This window comes from Fontivita pretiosa (genome assembly GCF_050410795.1).
Taxonomy (GTDB): domain Bacteria; phylum Planctomycetota; class Phycisphaerae; order Tepidisphaerales; family Tepidisphaeraceae; genus Fontivita; species Fontivita pretiosa.
In genome coordinates, this window is sequence record NZ_CP191258.1 from 3115878 (window position 1) to 3131532 (window position 15655).

The following is a 15655-nucleotide window of genomic DNA, read 5'->3' on the forward strand; positions in this document are numbered from 1 at the left end:
TCAGCGGCCGCTGCGCTTCGTATCCGGCTCAAGGTCATACACGTCGATGCTGAACCCGATGCGCGCCACGGGTCGCAGGCGGTCCAGCGCCCAGGAGACATCCGGCTCGGGACGTGTGCGGCCCTGGGAGTCAGTGTAGACGCAGGGGTACAACCCCCAAAACACGTTGCGGCTGACCAGCAGCAGACCGCGTGCCGGCTCGCCGGCAGCGACGATCTGGTATCCATCAGCCGGCCACTGCCGCAGACGCGGGTGCCCGAAGACGCGCAGGCTCACCGTTCGCCCCTTCGCGTGCTCGGCCAACCAGCGCCGGGCACGGGCCTGATCCTGCCCCCAGTCCAGGTTGCTATCCAGCAGATATCGATCTCCGTTGCCCGGTCCGCCCACCAGCGTGTTGAAAAACGCCAGGTAATCGGGATGAACCCAGGCCGTTTCCAGCAGGGCCAGGATCATCAGCGCCACGATGATGCCGCGGCGGCGCGTCCCGGCGAGCACGTGCACGATGATCAGATACAGCAGCGGGATGACCGGCAGCACGTGTCGCACGCCGATGTTGACCCTTGAACTCATGCTCGCCAGCAGGAACAGCATCGCCGGAATCAGCAACACACCGATCCGTCGGGGCCTTGGCCGCCGCAGCGCCACTGTCCCGGCCAGCAGCAGTCCGATCGACAGCGACATCGGGCTTTTGATCACGATGGCCTCGGGAAAGTAGTACCACCAACCGGCGGTGCTGATCTGGCCGTTGAGGTACATCGCACCGTGCCCGGCGCGGTTGTGCTCCAGCAGCGTGATCAAACCCAGGATCGCGCTGGGCATGGGCAGGGGCAGATGCCTGAGGAACCTGGGGATCCGCTCCCAACTGGCGGCGCCGGCGACGGCGCTGGCCGAGTCGTCAAGCCGCCCGATGTCGAAAAAGTACGTTGCCCAAAGTGAGAGGAACGCAGTCACGAGGAAAATCGCCAGGGCGCCGGCACCGGGCCAGGCACGCCGGTACGCGGCAAGCCGTCCGCGTATCAGGGCGCGGCCACGCCGGCTCAGCAGCAGCAGTCCCAGCGCCGGTGCCGCCAGCGCCGCGGTGAATTTGCACGCTACGCCAAGCCCCATCGCCACGCCGCCAGCAAACGCCGCCCGCCCGTTCCCGCGGGCGATGAATCGCGTCCCGTGATACAAGGCGGCCAGAAACCCGGCGGCGGCGGCAACGTCGTTGCCAACCAGCCCGCCGTGTCCCAGAAGCGTCGGATCCGTGCTCACCAGCACCGCTGAGCAGATTCCCACCAGCGGCGAGCCGATGTACCGACCCAGCAGATACACGTACAGCACCACCAGCACGGCAAACAGCAGCATCCCCGCCCGCGCTCGAGTCAGCATCGTCCCGTACGGCCATGGGCCGTGCATGAGCAGACGATCGCCCACGTCGAAGGCATCGATGTCGGCATGGATCGTTGAGTCACGCCACGGCTCGGGCAGTCGCACGCCGCTCAGCCACAGCGGTATCGCCGCCACCAGCCGCGCAAGCGGCGGATGCTGGATCCCGTGAACGTGCCGCCGTGCCTCCAGCAGCGCCACCCCGGACCCGAGGTGGTACGGTTCGTCTACCGTGTCGTTGAAGATCGGCCAGGTCGATCCAATCCGCGCGACCATCACAACGATGGCCACGAGGATGATTGTGGGATGAATCCAGCGATGTTTCGCTGGCGACATGGGCTACACCGACGCCGTCGCGGCGCCGAGGGATTCGCTGCGACGATCCACGCGCTGGGATCGTCCGACGATCGGATTGCGCAGGATCCCCAGCCGCTCGACCTCCAGCTCGACCACGTCCCCGGGGCGAAGCCAGTGTCCGTCGGTCTTTTCCAGGCCAAGGTCCAGCAGGCATCCGTAGGGCGCCGTTCCGGAGCTGAGGATGTCGCCGGGGAAGAGGGTGGCGTCGCGCGAGGCGTACTCGACGATCCGTGGCCAGGGGAAATACATCGCCGCCGCATTACCGCGCGACAGCTCGCGCCCGTTGACGCGGACGATCATGTTCAGGTGCAGCCGGCCCTGAGAGTCAATCCGGTCGCGAAGCGAGTCGAGGGTGACCAGGTAGGGTCCGACGGCGGTGGCGAAATCGCGGGATTTGCCCGGTCCGCTGTGAAGCGCCAGCTCGCGGCGCTCGATGTCGCGCGCGACGAAGTTGTTGACGATGGTGAATCCGGCCACACGGTTCCAAGCCTCGTCGGCGGGGATGTCCTGCCCGCCGCGGCCGATGATCAGCCCCAGCTCCAGCCCGAAGTCCAGCTCCCGGCAGACTTCCGGGGCGCACACCGCGGCGCCGTGCCCCAGCAGGTTGCCGGTGTTGCCAAAGCAAAAGGCCGGGTCGCTGTACCATTGTTCGGACAGCACGGTTCCCAACCCCAGTCGCTGGCGTGCGAGCCGCGCGTGCTGCTCGAAGGCATCAAAGTAACGGAAGGTTCTGGGGCAGGGAATCGGAGCGCAGAAGGGCATGCGGGTCATCCGCAGCGTGCCGGTCTCGATAAGCTGATGAGAGGCGGATTCCGCGCGATCGCTGGCCCAGGCACGCACCGCCGCTACCACATCGTCCAGGTGCTGGACGGCGGTGAGCAGGTCGGTGAAATAGACGGGCATGTTGTGCAGCGATTCGGGGGTGCCGTCGGCCCCGGTGGTGCCGTCGGAGCGGCGTGCGCGGAACAACTCGCGCAGCTCCACGCGCTGCCCGCCGGGCAGCTCGAAGACCGCCCGCGGCTCGTTGTAATCCTGATCGAATACCGTCGCCAGACGCATCGTCGCTCCCGTCCCAGCCTATCCTGAGGATCAGGCGCTGCCTACGAGCAAACAATACCCCTGAATCGGCCAATCGTCCATTTGCCAACGCAGGCAAATCTGATGGAATTGCGCAGAAAGCCTGGTTACAGGGGCGGGGTTTCAGGGGCAGGGCGGGCGGTAGCAGGGGTTGGTTCACAGGGGTAAGATCATTGGCCATGACGAGTATGCCACCTTCGCCGCCGCCGGGACAGGGTCCGCTGGATCCGCGGGGCGCCTTTGCGCCGCCGCCACCGCCGCCAGGCGGTTCTGCGTCGGGCGGCGCGGCCGGCCAGCCCGGCGCGCCGTTGCACGCGGCTGCAACCGGCTCGCCTCCGCCGCCCCCGTCGATGATGCCCCCGCCGATGCCCATGTATTATCCGCCCGCCCCGCCGCACAAGGGGTCCTTCGCCCGCGCGATCTTCATGACGCTGGCCACGTCGATCTTCGGGCTGTCGATCGCGCTGAACGTGTACCTTCTGATTCTCAGCGGCTTTGCCGGAGGCGCAGAGTCGCCGCGACGCACCACGATCCTCAGCGGCGATCCCAGGCAGACCGTCGCGGTCGTTCCGGTCAATGGGCTGATCGATGATGACGCGGTCAATCGCTTTGAACGGGCGATCCGCACGATCGAAGCCGATCAGGACATCAAGGCGCTGGTGCTGGAAGTGGATACGCCCGGCGGGACGGTGACCGCCTCCGACCAGATCTATCATCGCATCCTGCGGCTCAAGCAGGACAGGAAGCTGCCGGTCGTGGTGGCGATGGGGAGCCTGGCGACCAGCGGGGGATACTACCTCTCGTGTGCCGCCGACGAGATCGTCGCCCAGCGCACGACCATCACCGGAAACATCGGCGTGCTGCTGCCGCGGTACAATCTGTCGAAGCTGGCTGAAAAGCACGGGATCGAGGACACCTCGCTTGCGTCGACGGGCGCCACCTTCAAAAACGCCGGTTCCATGCTCAAGCCCGAGACCCCCGAGGAACGCGCCTACTGGCTGGGATTGATCGATGACGCGTTCGCCACGTTCAAGCAGGTGGTGGCCAGCGGCCGCTCCGCAAAGCTCAAGGCGCCGATGGAGGAAGTGGCCAACGGCAAGGCCTACACGGCGTCGCAATCGCTGCAAATGGGGCTGGTGGACTACGTGGACTATCCGTCGTTCGCGTACGATCGGGCCGCGGCGCTGGCGGGATTGACCAACAAACACGTGGTTCGCTTCGAGACCCGCCCGACCCTGCTGGAATCGCTGGGACTGGGCGCATCGCTCAAGGCCGCCAACGACCTCACGATCAACGGGGTTAACATCAACCTCGACAAAGCCTGGCTCGAAGAGCTGATGACGCCCCGGCCAATGTACCTGTGGCGCGGACAGTGACCGATCGCTGAGGGAACCGGCGCATACCGCCGTTGCCGCGGTTGAAGACACGGTAGATGGTCCCGGCGTCGACGGCGCATGCGGCGCGTGGCCTGTCGTCCAGCGACAGAGCCGGCCGATCCACATCAATATTAGGCACTGTCTGAAAACAGTAGTTTGAGATACCGGCGGATCATCGCCAACTGCAGCATTCCATGGAAATGCACGGCCAGCTTCTCGAACCGCGTTCCGATGCGCCGGAACTCCTTGAGCCAGCCGACGCACTGCTCGGCCACGCAGCGGCCGCGGTAGGCCCAGCGGTCGAACCACACCGCCGGGTCATGTCGCGCCAGCTCATTTTCCCTGTGCGGAATCACCGGCTCGATCTTCTGCTCGGCCAGCCAGTCGCGCACGCGCTGCACGCTGTATCCTTTGTCGCCGGCGAGCTTGCGGGGCTTGTGGCGACGCTTGCGTTTCTTTCGTCGTCGGCCGATCAGCGTCGCGATCGCCTCTGCGATGACCGATTCGGCGCGCGTCGATTCGTGGACTTGCCCGGCGGTGACTTCGATGGCAAGCGGAGTGCCCGCACCGTCAGTGACCACGTGGAATTTGGAGCCAAACCCGCCTCGCGAGCGGCCCAGTGCGTGGTCGGCGGGTTCGTCGGGGTGCCGTCGGCAACTTTTTTGTCAGCCCCGGCCGCAGCGCGGGCGGCGCGGACGGATGACCCGTCCACGCACCACAGTTCCCAGTCGATGTATCCCTGGTTGTCGAGCTTGACCTGCAGCGTCTCGATGATGCGGGCAAAGACGCCGCTTTTTCGCCACTTGCGAAAGTGGTCGTACACGGTCTGCCAGGGGCCGAAGCGTTCGGGCAGATCGCGCCAAGGCGCGCCGGTACAGAGAATCCAGAAAATACCGTTGAGCAGCGTTCGTCGATCGCGAGCCGGGCGTCCGGTTCGGGCCGTGCTCCGCGGCAGATGCGGCTCGACCAACGCCCATTGCTCGTCCGTCAGCTCGTGGCGTTTCATGAGTGGCGACCTCCATGTCGTCACGGCAGTGTATGCGAATTCGGAGTTTTCAGACAGAGCCTAGCATGACAGCGCTACGTAGAGTTGACCTGAATCACCGAGCGGTGTCGGCTTTTATATGCTGCCTCGTTACGCCGTTGGTGATAGGCACATCGCTGCATCAGCTGGGACCAGGACCTCCAGTCGCGCTGCCAGAGCTTCGCCGCGAGGGTCGAGACAGCCTCGCAAACCTGCTCGAAGGTGATGAGCACATTTTTCCCCCCGCAGCCGGGTCGTCTGTTCCGACAGGAAGCACATCGCCAATCGCACGCACAGCCAGTGTCGTATCAGACTCACATAGGTTCTGACCTCGAAGGCGCCCAGTCCCGCCTCCTGCTTGGCACGCTCGAACCACTTTTCCACATGCCAGCGTGACAGCAGCACGCGGATCAATTTCTCGACGCTGGCGCCTTCGCCGGCATTGCTGATCACGTATTTGATCTCACCGGTCTTCGGCTGTCGCATCACGATCAGCCAGTACATCCGGTCGGTGGGAACGCTGAGGTTGTGGTTGGCGTGCGAGGAGTCGCTCAGATGGACTCGGGTTGCCTTGTATTCCCAGATCAGTGTCCCGCGTGTGGTGTCCTTCACCTTGCACCGCTTCCAGGGCTGGCTCGTGAACGCCGGGCTGTGCGTGCTCAGGTTGTCCACCCGCCGCGCGCATGAGAAGCGTACCCGCCGCTGCGGCACGCCGGACGTTTGACCCAGGCGCGGAAGCTGGCGGGCACTTCGCCCACCGCCGCCTGGCCCATCTCGTCCAGCCCGAACCAGAACGCCGGCACCATGCCGTACTCTTCATCGAAGACCACCCAGTTGAGCTTCACCCCGCCGGCCAGCGCCTGCTTCACCTGCTCCAGGGCGATCTTCCACTTCGCACGGCAGACCAACTCCGCCGGAATGCCCGCCTCCTCACAGCGGTCGCGGTCCGCCGCCCAGTCCTGCGGCAGATACAGGTCGCTGGCCAGCACGCACGAGAAGGGGTTTTTGGCATCGTTGTCGGTGAACAGCAGATGCTGGGCAACCACGCAGTTCTCGATCTTGCCCGATTCCCCGCAGTATTGCCGCTGCACCCCAGGCGTCTTGTCTCCCTGCTTGGGATGGCCGGTGGCGTCGATCACTCCGATTCCGCCCTGCGGACAACGGTCGGCCACGCGATGGATCAGCATCTTCTCCAGTCGCGCATGATCCCAGGCGAACAGGGACAAGAACTCCTGCAGCGTCCGCACCGCCACCCCGCACGCCAGCGCGATCGGCTCCACGCTCTTGCGTCGCAGGTCCGCCATCAATCCCAGCAGATAACTCTGGAAGTAATCGAAGGTCACCGCACGCTTGAAGCAGGGGCGAAACGACTGAACCCATGCCGACAACGCTGGCTGCAGAGAAGCGAGTTGTTCCGCATTCATCGCACGACTCCGGTGTTGGACCAGAATCGTCATCGACTCGCAGCCGCTCCCGGCTTGAGCTAATCTAGCGCTGTCATGCTAGTCGTCAATGATGTCCCCTTTTGTACAACTACTACCCTTTCCGCGCGCTTCAGTCCTTCGTCCCCTTCCCGTCCGTTCGTGCCGAAGTGATGGACTGGACCTGCAACACCCCGAGTGCTCGGGTGGTTGGAGCAGAGATCTTGAGCTGCTTGCCTTGAAGCGTGGAAGCGTTCCATTTATCTGTCCATCGACCCTTTACGCATACAACATCATCAGTGGGCGCGATGTCGGCGGGTGCACCATGTTCGTTCACCAACACGACGAGCGAGCCTGACGCAGGGGTATACGTCTGGTTTCCTCGTCGGATCGCCTGCGATTCTTCCGTCAATCTGAGCCCGACCAACCGGACCGGTTCTCCGCTCAATTCATCTGTTGCAGGGACCTCGACTACCGTCCCACGCCATTCTCCATACGTGTTCATTGGACGCACAGTGGCAACGAACCAGCCGATGCACCCCGATGCCACGAGCGGTGCCAGCACGGCGATCGAATTGCGTTTACGCATGTGCAACCTCCATGAGACATTCTAAGGGGTCGGGAGTATTTTCCGGATCCTGAAGAGCGCTCTCGATCCCTTTTGTCACCTCCTGAACAAATGCCATCTCATTGGCCCGCTACCTGTTGGGCTGCGCTGGCAGCGTCAGGATCAACTCGGGCGTGTGCTTGGCTGGCGCGAATGGCGGTGCTGCCTCCAGGGCCTTGGCTATCTGATCAATGGTTGTCAGCTTGCCCTCGACGATGTCCCTGGTCGTCTGCTCCAGTACTCGGGTGTACTCATCGATCCTCGCGGCCAACTGCCTGGCGTCGTCGTGCCCGCCGGTGGGAGTGAGATTGATCTTCCACACTCCGCGCACTCTGATCAGGGGCGGGGGAGGCTTGTCGTCTCCCATCCGTTCTTCGGGCGGTATGGTCGCCACGTCCCCCCGAATCTCCCAGTTGCCCGCCAGCAGCCCGAAGGCCACATCATCCATAAGGAAGATGTGGTACTTCTCGAACGGTGTGAGCTCGTGACCAATCTCAAATTTCCTGACGGCCTCCAGAAACCTCATGTTGGCCATGATTCGTCGAGTGTAAGCCTCAACAAGCGCCTGCTCGGGATCCTTGTCGCTGTGCAGAAAAGCGCGGATAACCAACGGATCCTGCGCAAGCAATCCCCGGTACAGGCAGGCCAGGCTGGCTTCAACATACCGCAACTCTTCGTCTTCTTCCGGCTCTTCCCGCGGCTGTTGCCTCAGATTCCCCCCGGCTTGCAGCGAGCAACTGACTGCCGCCAGAAGCAATATCGTCGTCGCAGAAACGCGCTGCATATTCAAGCTCCTTCGGCTCAAGGCATCGACTGAAGCCAGTGAATCAATTGATCGCGAAAGCGCTGGCGCACACTGAGTTGATCGTCGATGTTGGTGTGACTGATTGGTCGTCCCACATCGGTCTGGGTCAGTCGTAAGTTGATGTTCCCGCCGGTGACCGTGTTTCCATGTATCAGGCTTCTGGTTTCGTACTCGTTTCGATGGTGCAGCGTCCCCGGCGGTAGGCGCCTTTCGGCTTCTATAAGTTCCAGCCCGCGTTACTGGGCCGTCGATTCCCCCGACATCCCGCCGCGCTCGGTTCCGATTTGATGCTGGAACCTCTGAAACGGCGCGCCGCCACGCGACCCCTCTGGCATTGGACATCGATCCTCAGGACTTCCCGGGCGCGCCCATCTTCGCCAGCTCCTCGTCGAGCATGTCTCGTCGATCCATCGGCAGAAGCTCGCGCAATTTCGCGCGGATCGTCGCGGCGACCCTCAGCCTCTTAAGCTCCACGTCGCTCAGCAGCGTCATGCCCTGGAATGTGCGCGGATCGTCCTTCGGCACGCGCCCGAGACTTTTCTGAAGCCTTGCGATCCCCTCCAGGAACGCCACCCGGTCCGCCGCCGCCTGCTCGATCGTCCTTTTGGCTTCGGCGAGCTTCTCCCGCGGCAACCCGGCACGGGTCGCGGCGGCGAGCAGTTGCTCGCGATCCTCCCCCAGCGCATAGTCGATATCGTCCAGCGCCAGCTCGGCGCTCTCGAGCGCTTGCTTGGCGCGGGGGTTGGCTTCCAGCCACGGATCCAGCACGTCCATCTCGAAGTTCTCGGCAAACTCGATCTGTGCCCTGTTCGTCAGCACGAACTGGTTCGGCGGATTTCGCCCAAGCTCCTCCGCGGCTGCGTCAACCTTTCGCTTATACTCGTCGAGCAGCCGCGTCAGCTCAGCTCGGGCTTTCGGATCGATCGCATCATAGGTCTGATCGAGCAGGATGCGCATCCGATCCGCGGGATACATCGCCATGCCGCGGAAGGCGCTGACGACCGTTGCAGGCTCCTCCGCGCCGGCAGGCGCTGTTGGCGGCGCGGTCGCCGGGCCGGGCTCAGGGGCAGGCGCTTGCCCACCCAGAACAATCGAGCAGACTACGAAAGTGCCGATACTGCAATAGATTGACCACGACATGTTGAGCCTCCGACGTCGTTCAACAACATCTGGGTTTGCAGACCATCCGCTCACTCTCTTTTCACCGGGACCTCGACCAGGTTGCTCGCCTGGCGCTCCAGTTCTCGCGGCGCGGTCAGACCGTTCATCAGGAAGCGAATGGTCTGAGGCTGTTTGAAGTACAGCAGCTTTGCTCGTTGACTGCGGTCCACCTGCTCGGTCCCGGGCAAGCCGTCCACCGCCAGCACCAACTCCCGCGGAAACAGCAATAGGACGTTGGCCTGCGCATCCAGATCTGGTTCGGTCACGAATCGCGCGTTGCGCTGGCCAACGCGGCCCGGCAGCTCGGGCCGCCCCACGGGCGCTGCTTGAAGGAAAGCCACCGCCAGCGGGCTGGTGCCGATGATCCACGCTTCGTGGAAGGCACCGATGTCGCGGTTCAGGTACCTGGCCGCGTGTTCGACGGCGGACTTCTGGCGATAGTCAGGCATGCGCGTCGCGATGAGCTATTCCCAAATCCTGTGGACGGCCGCGACAGGTTAAGCGGCGATTCGTTCTCCGTCGACGAACACGATGCCGTCGATCAGGTCCTGCAATCTCTCGCTCCCGTTCAACTTTCTCCAGCGTGACTCGGCCTTGCGGGCCAGTTTGAAAGCCATGGCGATTCCCGCCTCACGAGAGCCCGGGCCCTTGGTGCGGTAGGTTCGCAGCCGCACCGTCGCGAACGTGCTCTCGATCGGGTTGCTGGTCCGCAGGTGCTGCCAGTGCTCGGCGGGAAAGTCGTAGAACGCCAGCAGCTCGGCCCGATCCTTCTCCAGACAATCCGTGGCGCGCGGCCACTTGGCGCCGTACACCTCGATGAAGCGGTCGAACGCCTTGGTGGCATCCGACCGGGTCGCCGCCATCCAGATCTGGTGCAGCATCGTCTTGGCCGCCGGCTGCTCGCCTTTGGGCAGCTTGTCCAGCACATTGCAGGTCTTGTGCACCCAGCAACGCTGATGGCGGGTCGAGGGGAACACCTTGCCCAGGGCGATCCAGAAGCCCAGGGAGCCGTCCCCCGTGGCCAGCCTGGGCGCGATCGCCAGCCCGCGGGATTTGCAGTCCAGCAGCAAGCTTGTCCAGCTCGTCTCGCTCTCGCGCTGCCCATCGACCATCGCGATCAGCTCCTTGCGGCCATCGGCAGTCGCGCCCATCAGCACCAGTAAACACGGGCGATCGTCGCTCAGCCGGCAGCCGAAGTACAAGCCATCGGCCCAGACATAAACGTAATGTTTGCCCGACAGATCCCGCCGGCTCCAGTCTTCGTATTCGCCGTGCCAGACCGCCAGCATCCGCGTCACGCTGGTGGCCGACAACCCCGATCCATCGAATCCCAGGTGCACCAGGGCATCGGGCATCTCGCCGGTGCTGATCCCCTTGAGATACAGCCACGGCACCAGTTCCTCGATCGCACGGGTCTTACGCAGGTAACGCGGCAGGATCTTGCTGGTGAAGCGGAAGCGCACGCCGTTCTCATCGACGCGGCGGTCGTCCACCCGCGGTTGATGCACTTCGATCGGGCCGACGCCGCTGAGGACCGTCCGCGGCTGGTGATGGCCGTTCCGCACCACCAGGCGGTGGCCGGCATCGTCCCGATGATGCGCGTTGGCGTTGATGTAATCGGCGACCTCCTCCTCGATCGCCTTCTGAAGATAGCGGCGGGCGCCCTCGCGGGCGATCCGTTCCAGGGTCAAATCGACCACTGAATCGGTTGCCAGCCGCAGGGCAAGCGTGGATGATGACATGTGGCGTATCCTTCCTGGCCTCGTGGGCCAAACGGGTTCCTGAATCAAACCAGTTACCCAGGGTACGCCGCTTTTATTGCCGCGTCACCGTCCACAGCTTTTGGTCATAGCTCGTCGCGATTTGCGCGAGCAACTCCTGTGGGGGTCGGCCGCTCGGCCAACATGGCAGATCGTCGGGGCGCTCTTCTTTTGATGCACCTGGACCACACGGCTCAACGAGAACCTTTGCTATCGGATTGAAGAATGCTCCTTGCTTCTGTACTTGGACCTCGACCAGAAGTATGTTCCGGCCGCGCTCGGCAACGTAATAAACATCATCGTTCTGCCGCCAACCGTATCCCCCGCAACCCCCTACTATCTGCGTCAAGAGCGAGACCAGCGAAAGTATGAAGAGCGAGATTGGCAGTCGAGCCCCAGCGGCGAACATGATCGAGTTTGGTCGCGACTCCTGTGGCATGATCGATCGGGCCAACACGGTTACCGAACACGGAAGGGTTCCTCATTGGTTACGGCCAAGTCCCCCAAGTGTCGATGTAGGCCTGTGTCAGCGAGGTCGTCAGAAGCGACTGCACCGCCACGTCCTCGGCGATTCCTCTGCCTCTAATCCTCCCTCTCCTGTCAACCCGACTGGTGTGATCAGTGCCGAGCGGCCACCCGCCTGCGGGTTCCGCGTAGTTCTGGCGAACGAAATCCCGATCGCGCCCCAATTCAAACCACTCGTCTTCGTCCAGTTCGGTGCCCCCCAGCGGCACGCCGTCCCGGAACAGCAGTGTCCACTGTTGGTATGCGTTGTAGTGCCACCACGTTCCGATCGAGAGGTACGGGCTATCCGGGATCGGCTCGATCGGGTAGCGGGCTTCCGCGACGGGCGCCCCAATGGCTTCAAATAGCCCGCCACCAAGGACCTCCAGGTCGATGTGAATCGCGTCGATGTACGCGGTCCAGAAGAAGTTGACCCTGGGCGCCCCGAGTCCGGTTAGAAGCCGCTCACGAAGTGCCGGAAGCCGACCGGCTTCCGAGGCCAGCGCTTCCATGAGCATTTGGACCGATCCACCTCCGTGGCTATACCCGAACAGGCCGACACGCGTCACGCCGCGGTTCATGATCGCATCGATTAGGAAAGCAAGCGCGCCCGTAGGATTCCCGTGGGCATCAACGCGCGCGTCCCCATGATACGGATTGGCACGGCCGAGCACACCGTCCCCGCAGCGGAGCCGCACCGCAAAGTTATCGTTGCCGGGATCCTCTGGGAACATCGTCACCGCCCAAGGGTTAGCCAATTGTCCAAACGTATCGCGGATCTGCTGTCCGATAGTCCGTGCCCCGACGTCGAAGATGCTCCAAATCTGTCCTCCGATTCCGTGGGTGCCACGCGACTGCGTATGTCCGGCGAAGCCGATGATCAGCGTGGTGGCTCCCGCGTGTGTCGTCCAGAATCCGTCGCGATCGGTCAGCGGGTCCCCAGTTGGACCATCGCCATCGTCGAGGCCTCCGCCGCCCCATACATCATTGTTCGGATCGCCGTCGTGCAGCGTGGGATCGTCCGGTCGGTGCGGATCGTTGCCCAACCGTCGGGCAAAGCGCCCTCGAAACGCCTGCGTCTGCCCAGTCGAGCCGTTCCCAAGCTGCGCCTCGATAGCCGGCTCTTGAAGGGATGGAGTCGTCGTCAAGAGTTTGGCGAACACAGACACAGTTCCTGAGCCGGAGATGCCGAAGACGGACAAGTCGATGCCCTGGCCCGAGCCAATCGCATTCAGGCCCATGATGTCGCGATAGAGCTGGAGCTGGCTATCGTCAAAGGTGAACGTGACCGTCGCGCCGGGCATGGCATCATTGACCGTCAGGGCCAGCTCTTCGTAGTCGCCGTCCTCCTCCATGTACGGCAGCTCCGTCGGCTGAGTCGCCTCAAGGACCTCGGCCGCGTAGGTGTTGTCGTGAACGAAGTCTTGGTTGCTGTCCTCGAACACGTCCAGGTCGATCGCCGGCTGGGTCACGGCCCACTTCTTGGCGCTGAAGGTCTGCGGCACGCCACTCACGACCGCGCGAACGCGATACCAACACGCCGTCTGCGGAGACAGCGGAGCGTCGGTATATGCTTTGTCCGCGGCGCCGTCACCCGCGACCGTTGCCAGCGGGCTGGCGCCGAAGTTCACCCCGTCAGTAGACCGCCAGACCTCCCAATGGCTCTCGCCCGTCACCTCATCATCCCACGACAACATGATCTCGTTCGACGAATCGGACCACACATTGAACGCGAACGGGGTGACGATGCTGTGCTGCCACTCAAGGCTCAGGATCGCCAGGTCGTCCTCGTCCACCATCCGTTGGAATAGGGGAACGTCAGCGTGGCGGTGTCCACGCCCGACGTATCGTTGAAGGCGAAGTCGAAGTCCACCGTCGCCAGCGGGTGCGAACCCTGCACCTCGATGCTGATGTCGCTCTTGCTCAGCCCGCTGACGCCCTGGCTGAACGTGAGCGTCAGGTGCTGCTGCTGCCCGGCGGGCGGATCGGGCTCGAAGTGGGCGCTGACCAGATCCGCCGGCGGCGCACCCAGCGGCGTGATCGGCGTGTACCCGGAGTTGGTGTCCTGGCTGAACGCCCGCACGCGGAAGGTGTACTGCACCGTGTCCAGCAGTCCCTCGGCGGTGAAGCTGGTCGCATCCGCCGCCGACGTGCCGATCTGCTCGAAGGCGCCGCCATTGAGACTGCGGTAGATGGCAAAGCCGCTCTCGGCCGTCGCGTTGTCGCGCCACTCGATCGTGGCCGAGCCAGGCAGCGATTGAGCGATCGCCGTCACGTGATTGGGCGCCGGCAGCACGGTGGTGGCGGCCTTCTTGGCGCTGGCCCCGGTGTCAAAGCCGCCCGGGCCGACTCCTCGCACACGATACCAGTAACGCGTGCCCTGACTCAGGTTCGTGTCGTCAAACGTGGTGGTGTTGGCGGGCAGGTCCTGGTACCACACGAAGTTGGCGCCGTCGGTGGAGCGCTGGATCCGCCAGGTGTTCTCGCCCTCCACATCGTCCCACGCCAGGCGAATGCTGCTGGACGACAGGGCGGTGACGTAAAAGTCCGTCGGCTCGTAGAGGTGAACGAAGTAGCCGTTGTCGATGATGGCGTAGTCGGTGGCGTCGATCGAGCCGGAGTAGTCGAAGTCGCCATCGTCCCAGCTCCAACCTTCCGGCGGCACGCCGTGCTGCTGCTGATATGAGTAGCTGGCGTCGATGATGGCGTAGTCGGCGGCGTTGACGCCTCGGCTGCGGTCGGCGTCGCCGTTGAGGAACCAGAAGGCAAGGGTGTACTCCTCGGCCAAGGGTTCGCCGTCGGATGCGCTCGTCACGCTGTTGGCCAGCAGTCGCACCTGTCAGTTCCCGTTCTCGAGGATGCCGGTGTTGAACTGAGCCTGCGGAAAGCTGAGGGTGGCAGTATATGTTAGTGGATCGTAACCGTCAAGCACCAGAGGCACGGTCGAATCGGTATCGATGTTCTCCGCGACGAAATCCTCTGCCGCCACGCCGAGCACGTGCCGATCAAACTGAAAGCTGACGCTGTGGGGCGCATGGAGCCAGTCGAAGCCTGCCTGCACCACCTGCGGCCCGGCGCTCAGCAGGCAGCGTTGTTCGAGGGTCTCACAGACGGCACGACGGAGGGGCTCTCTCGAACTCGAAACGACGCGAGCACAGAGGGAGGGTGAGCCGCCAGGCGGGCGCGCGGATCCTCGGCATAACGCAAACGGCCGGCGTGCCTCCTTGTTCACGCCGGCCGCTAGAGCCGCGAATCCTTTCGCACCGTCCATAGTTCATTCCCGGGCCGTCCTGTGCCCGGATGTGCTTGCCATCAATACCCCGCGCGTCGGAAACAACTCCTCCAAAAACCTGGCCAGTCCTTCTTCCTGATTCGAGCCGATGACCAGTTGGGCGGCCTGCTGAACCTGTGGCCGGGCATTGCCCATCGCCACGCCCAGTCCGGCGTTGCGGATCATGTGCAGGTCGTTGATGTCGTCGCCGATCGCGATGATCTGCTCGGCAGCAATTCCGTGTCGCCTGGCTACGTGCATGATCCCTTCCCACTTGTTCACGGACGGATCGAAGACTTCAAGCACCTGCACGTTCTGTGGCGGAACGTGGATGCTGTGGCAAAACGCGCGGCCGTTGAATCGCCGGGCCAGCCGCTGCCTGACCTGCTCGACCTGCTCGGGCGGGGCGACAATCCCGCAGCGGATCGTGTGCTCGTGACGATACTTGCCCAGGTTCGGCACCCGTCGCCACACCGCTTGCGTTGCCTGCATCCACCGCGCCGTCGATTCGTTGATCTCGATCCCATCGGTGATCAGATAGTCGATCCCGGTGGCCGACTCGTCCTGAAGCGCCAGTGCCGCGTGCCCGGCGGCTTCGAGTTCGTCGCAGACCTCGGCGGCCAGCGTCGGCTGCATGGCCTGGCGATGCAGCGTGATGCGATGTCGGGTGTCGATGACCATCGCCCCGCTGACGAACACCGCGCAGTCAAAGTGCGCCACCGCGGACAGGACCGCTCGGCTTTCAGTGAAGTTCCGGCCGGTGGCAAAGCAAACCAGCATCCCCGCGTCCAGTGCCCGGTGTACAGCGTCTTTGGTGCGAGGCCTGACCGTTCCCTGCGGGCAGAGCAACGTCCCGTCCAGGTCGATGGCGATCATCCGATATCGATTGCCGCGGGTCATCTCAGCCGTACCGGACGCGGAGGA

The 15655-nt window shown here is 63.7% G+C and carries 14 protein-coding genes and 1 pseudogene; 1 reads left to right on the top strand and 14 read right to left on the bottom strand.

Translation table 11 applies throughout. The annotated features are described in order from the left end of the window. Positions 1-1704 carry a glycosyltransferase family 39 protein gene (locus ACQS5P_RS12570; protein ID WP_428936961.1) on the bottom strand — a complete coding sequence of 568 codons (1704 nt, stop codon included), beginning with the start codon at positions 1702-1704 and terminating at the stop codon, positions 1-3. Positions 1705-1707: 3 nt separating this feature from the next. Beyond that, a complete protein-coding gene (locus tag ACQS5P_RS12575; RefSeq protein ID WP_428936962.1) occupies positions 1708-2784 on the bottom strand; it encodes a fumarylacetoacetate hydrolase family protein in 1077 nt (358 codons plus the stop codon). Between the two features lie 197 nt (positions 2785-2981). Between ACQS5P_RS12575 and sppA the strand changes: the two genes are divergently transcribed. Continuing rightward, the gene (gene sppA / locus ACQS5P_RS12580) at positions 2982-4178 is read left to right on the top strand and encodes a signal peptide peptidase SppA (protein ID WP_428936963.1); all 1197 of its coding nucleotides are present in this window, start codon (positions 2982-2984) and stop codon (positions 4176-4178) included. Between the two features lie 131 nt (positions 4179-4309). Here sppA and ACQS5P_RS12585 read toward each other — a convergent pair. The 12 genes and pseudogenes from ACQS5P_RS12585 to ACQS5P_RS12640 all read right to left on the bottom strand — a co-directional run bounded on the left by ACQS5P_RS12585 (position 4310) and on the right by ACQS5P_RS12640 (position 15631). Continuing rightward, a pseudogene (locus tag ACQS5P_RS12585) lies at positions 4310-5184 on the bottom strand (IS5 family transposase). Positions 5185-5313: 129 nt separating this feature from the next. Continuing rightward, complete coding sequence (locus ACQS5P_RS12590) at positions 5314-5874, bottom strand: hypothetical protein (RefSeq protein ID WP_428936964.1); 561 nt, start codon at positions 5872-5874, stop codon at positions 5314-5316. After that, complete coding sequence (locus tag ACQS5P_RS12595; RefSeq protein ID WP_428936965.1) at positions 5862-6626, bottom strand: IS701 family transposase; 765 nt, start codon at positions 6624-6626, stop codon at positions 5862-5864. Before ACQS5P_RS12595 ends, ACQS5P_RS12590 begins: the two co-directional genes overlap by 13 nt. A 130-nt stretch (positions 6627-6756) precedes the next feature. Beyond that, a complete protein-coding gene (locus ACQS5P_RS12600) occupies positions 6757-7212 on the bottom strand; it encodes a hypothetical protein (RefSeq protein ID WP_428936966.1) in 456 nt (151 codons plus the stop codon). A gap of 109 nt (positions 7213-7321) precedes the next feature. Next, on the bottom strand, positions 7322-8014 hold the full coding sequence (locus ACQS5P_RS12605; protein WP_428936967.1) for a hypothetical protein: 693 nt from the start codon (positions 8012-8014) through the stop codon (positions 7322-7324). 369 nt (positions 8015-8383) lie between these two features. Further along, entirely contained in the window at positions 8384-9175 is a 792-nt protein-coding gene (locus ACQS5P_RS12610; RefSeq protein ID WP_428936968.1) for a hypothetical protein, read from the bottom strand. A 50-nt stretch (positions 9176-9225) separates the two neighbouring features. After that, positions 9226-9645, bottom strand: a complete 420-nt coding sequence (locus ACQS5P_RS12615; protein WP_428936969.1) for a hypothetical protein — start codon at positions 9643-9645, stop codon at positions 9226-9228. Between the two features lie 48 nt (positions 9646-9693). Beyond that, on the bottom strand, positions 9694-10938 hold the full coding sequence (locus ACQS5P_RS12620; protein WP_428936970.1) for an IS256 family transposase: 1245 nt from the start codon (positions 10936-10938) through the stop codon (positions 9694-9696). A 506-nt stretch (positions 10939-11444) separates the two neighbouring features. Further along, a complete protein-coding gene (locus ACQS5P_RS12625; RefSeq protein ID WP_428936971.1) occupies positions 11445-13259 on the bottom strand; it encodes a hypothetical protein in 1815 nt (604 codons plus the stop codon). Then, positions 13229-14296: a hypothetical protein gene (locus ACQS5P_RS12630; protein WP_428936972.1), complete on the bottom strand. Its 1068-nt coding sequence runs from the start codon at positions 14294-14296 to the stop codon at positions 13229-13231. Before ACQS5P_RS12630 ends, ACQS5P_RS12625 begins: the two co-directional genes overlap by 31 nt. 3 nt (positions 14297-14299) lie before the next feature. Continuing rightward, a complete protein-coding gene (locus ACQS5P_RS12635; protein ID WP_428936973.1) occupies positions 14300-14521 on the bottom strand; it encodes a hypothetical protein in 222 nt (73 codons plus the stop codon). 213 nt (positions 14522-14734) lie between these two features. Continuing rightward, the gene (locus ACQS5P_RS12640; protein WP_428936974.1) at positions 14735-15631 is read right to left on the bottom strand and encodes an HAD-IIB family hydrolase; all 897 of its coding nucleotides are present in this window, start codon (positions 15629-15631) and stop codon (positions 14735-14737) included. Positions 15632-15655 lie beyond the last annotated feature (24 nt).

What these genes read in the sequence shown, in the direction of transcription:
- ACQS5P_RS12570 (WP_428936961.1), bottom strand. Translation starts at nt 1,704, where the DNA reads ATGTCGCCAGCGAAACATCGCTGGATTCATCCCACAATCATCCTCGTG.
- ACQS5P_RS12575 (WP_428936962.1), bottom strand. Translation starts at nt 2,784, where the DNA reads ATGCGTCTGGCGACGGTATTCGATCAGGATTACAACGAGCCGCGGGCG.
- sppA (WP_428936963.1), top strand. Translation starts at nt 2,982, where the DNA reads ATGACGAGTATGCCACCTTCGCCGCCGCCGGGACAGGGTCCGCTGGAT.
- ACQS5P_RS12595 (WP_428936965.1), bottom strand. Translation starts at nt 6,626, where the DNA reads ATGAATGCGGAACAACTCGCTTCTCTGCAGCCAGCGTTGTCGGCATGG.
- ACQS5P_RS12600 (WP_428936966.1), bottom strand. Translation starts at nt 7,212, where the DNA reads ATGCGTAAACGCAATTCGATCGCCGTGCTGGCACCGCTCGTGGCATCG.
- ACQS5P_RS12605 (WP_428936967.1), bottom strand. Translation starts at nt 8,014, where the DNA reads ATGCAGCGCGTTTCTGCGACGACGATATTGCTTCTGGCGGCAGTCAGT.
- ACQS5P_RS12610 (WP_428936968.1), bottom strand. Translation starts at nt 9,175, where the DNA reads ATGTCGTGGTCAATCTATTGCAGTATCGGCACTTTCGTAGTCTGCTCG.
- ACQS5P_RS12615 (WP_428936969.1), bottom strand. Translation starts at nt 9,645, where the DNA reads ATGCCTGACTATCGCCAGAAGTCCGCCGTCGAACACGCGGCCAGGTAC.
- ACQS5P_RS12620 (WP_428936970.1), bottom strand. Translation starts at nt 10,938, where the DNA reads ATGTCATCATCCACGCTTGCCCTGCGGCTGGCAACCGATTCAGTGGTC.
- ACQS5P_RS12625 (WP_428936971.1), bottom strand. Translation starts at nt 13,259, where the DNA reads ATGGTGGACGAGGACGACCTGGCGATCCTGAGCCTTGAGTGGCAGCAC.
- ACQS5P_RS12640 (WP_428936974.1), bottom strand. Translation starts at nt 15,631, where the DNA reads ATGACCCGCGGCAATCGATATCGGATGATCGCCATCGACCTGGACGGG.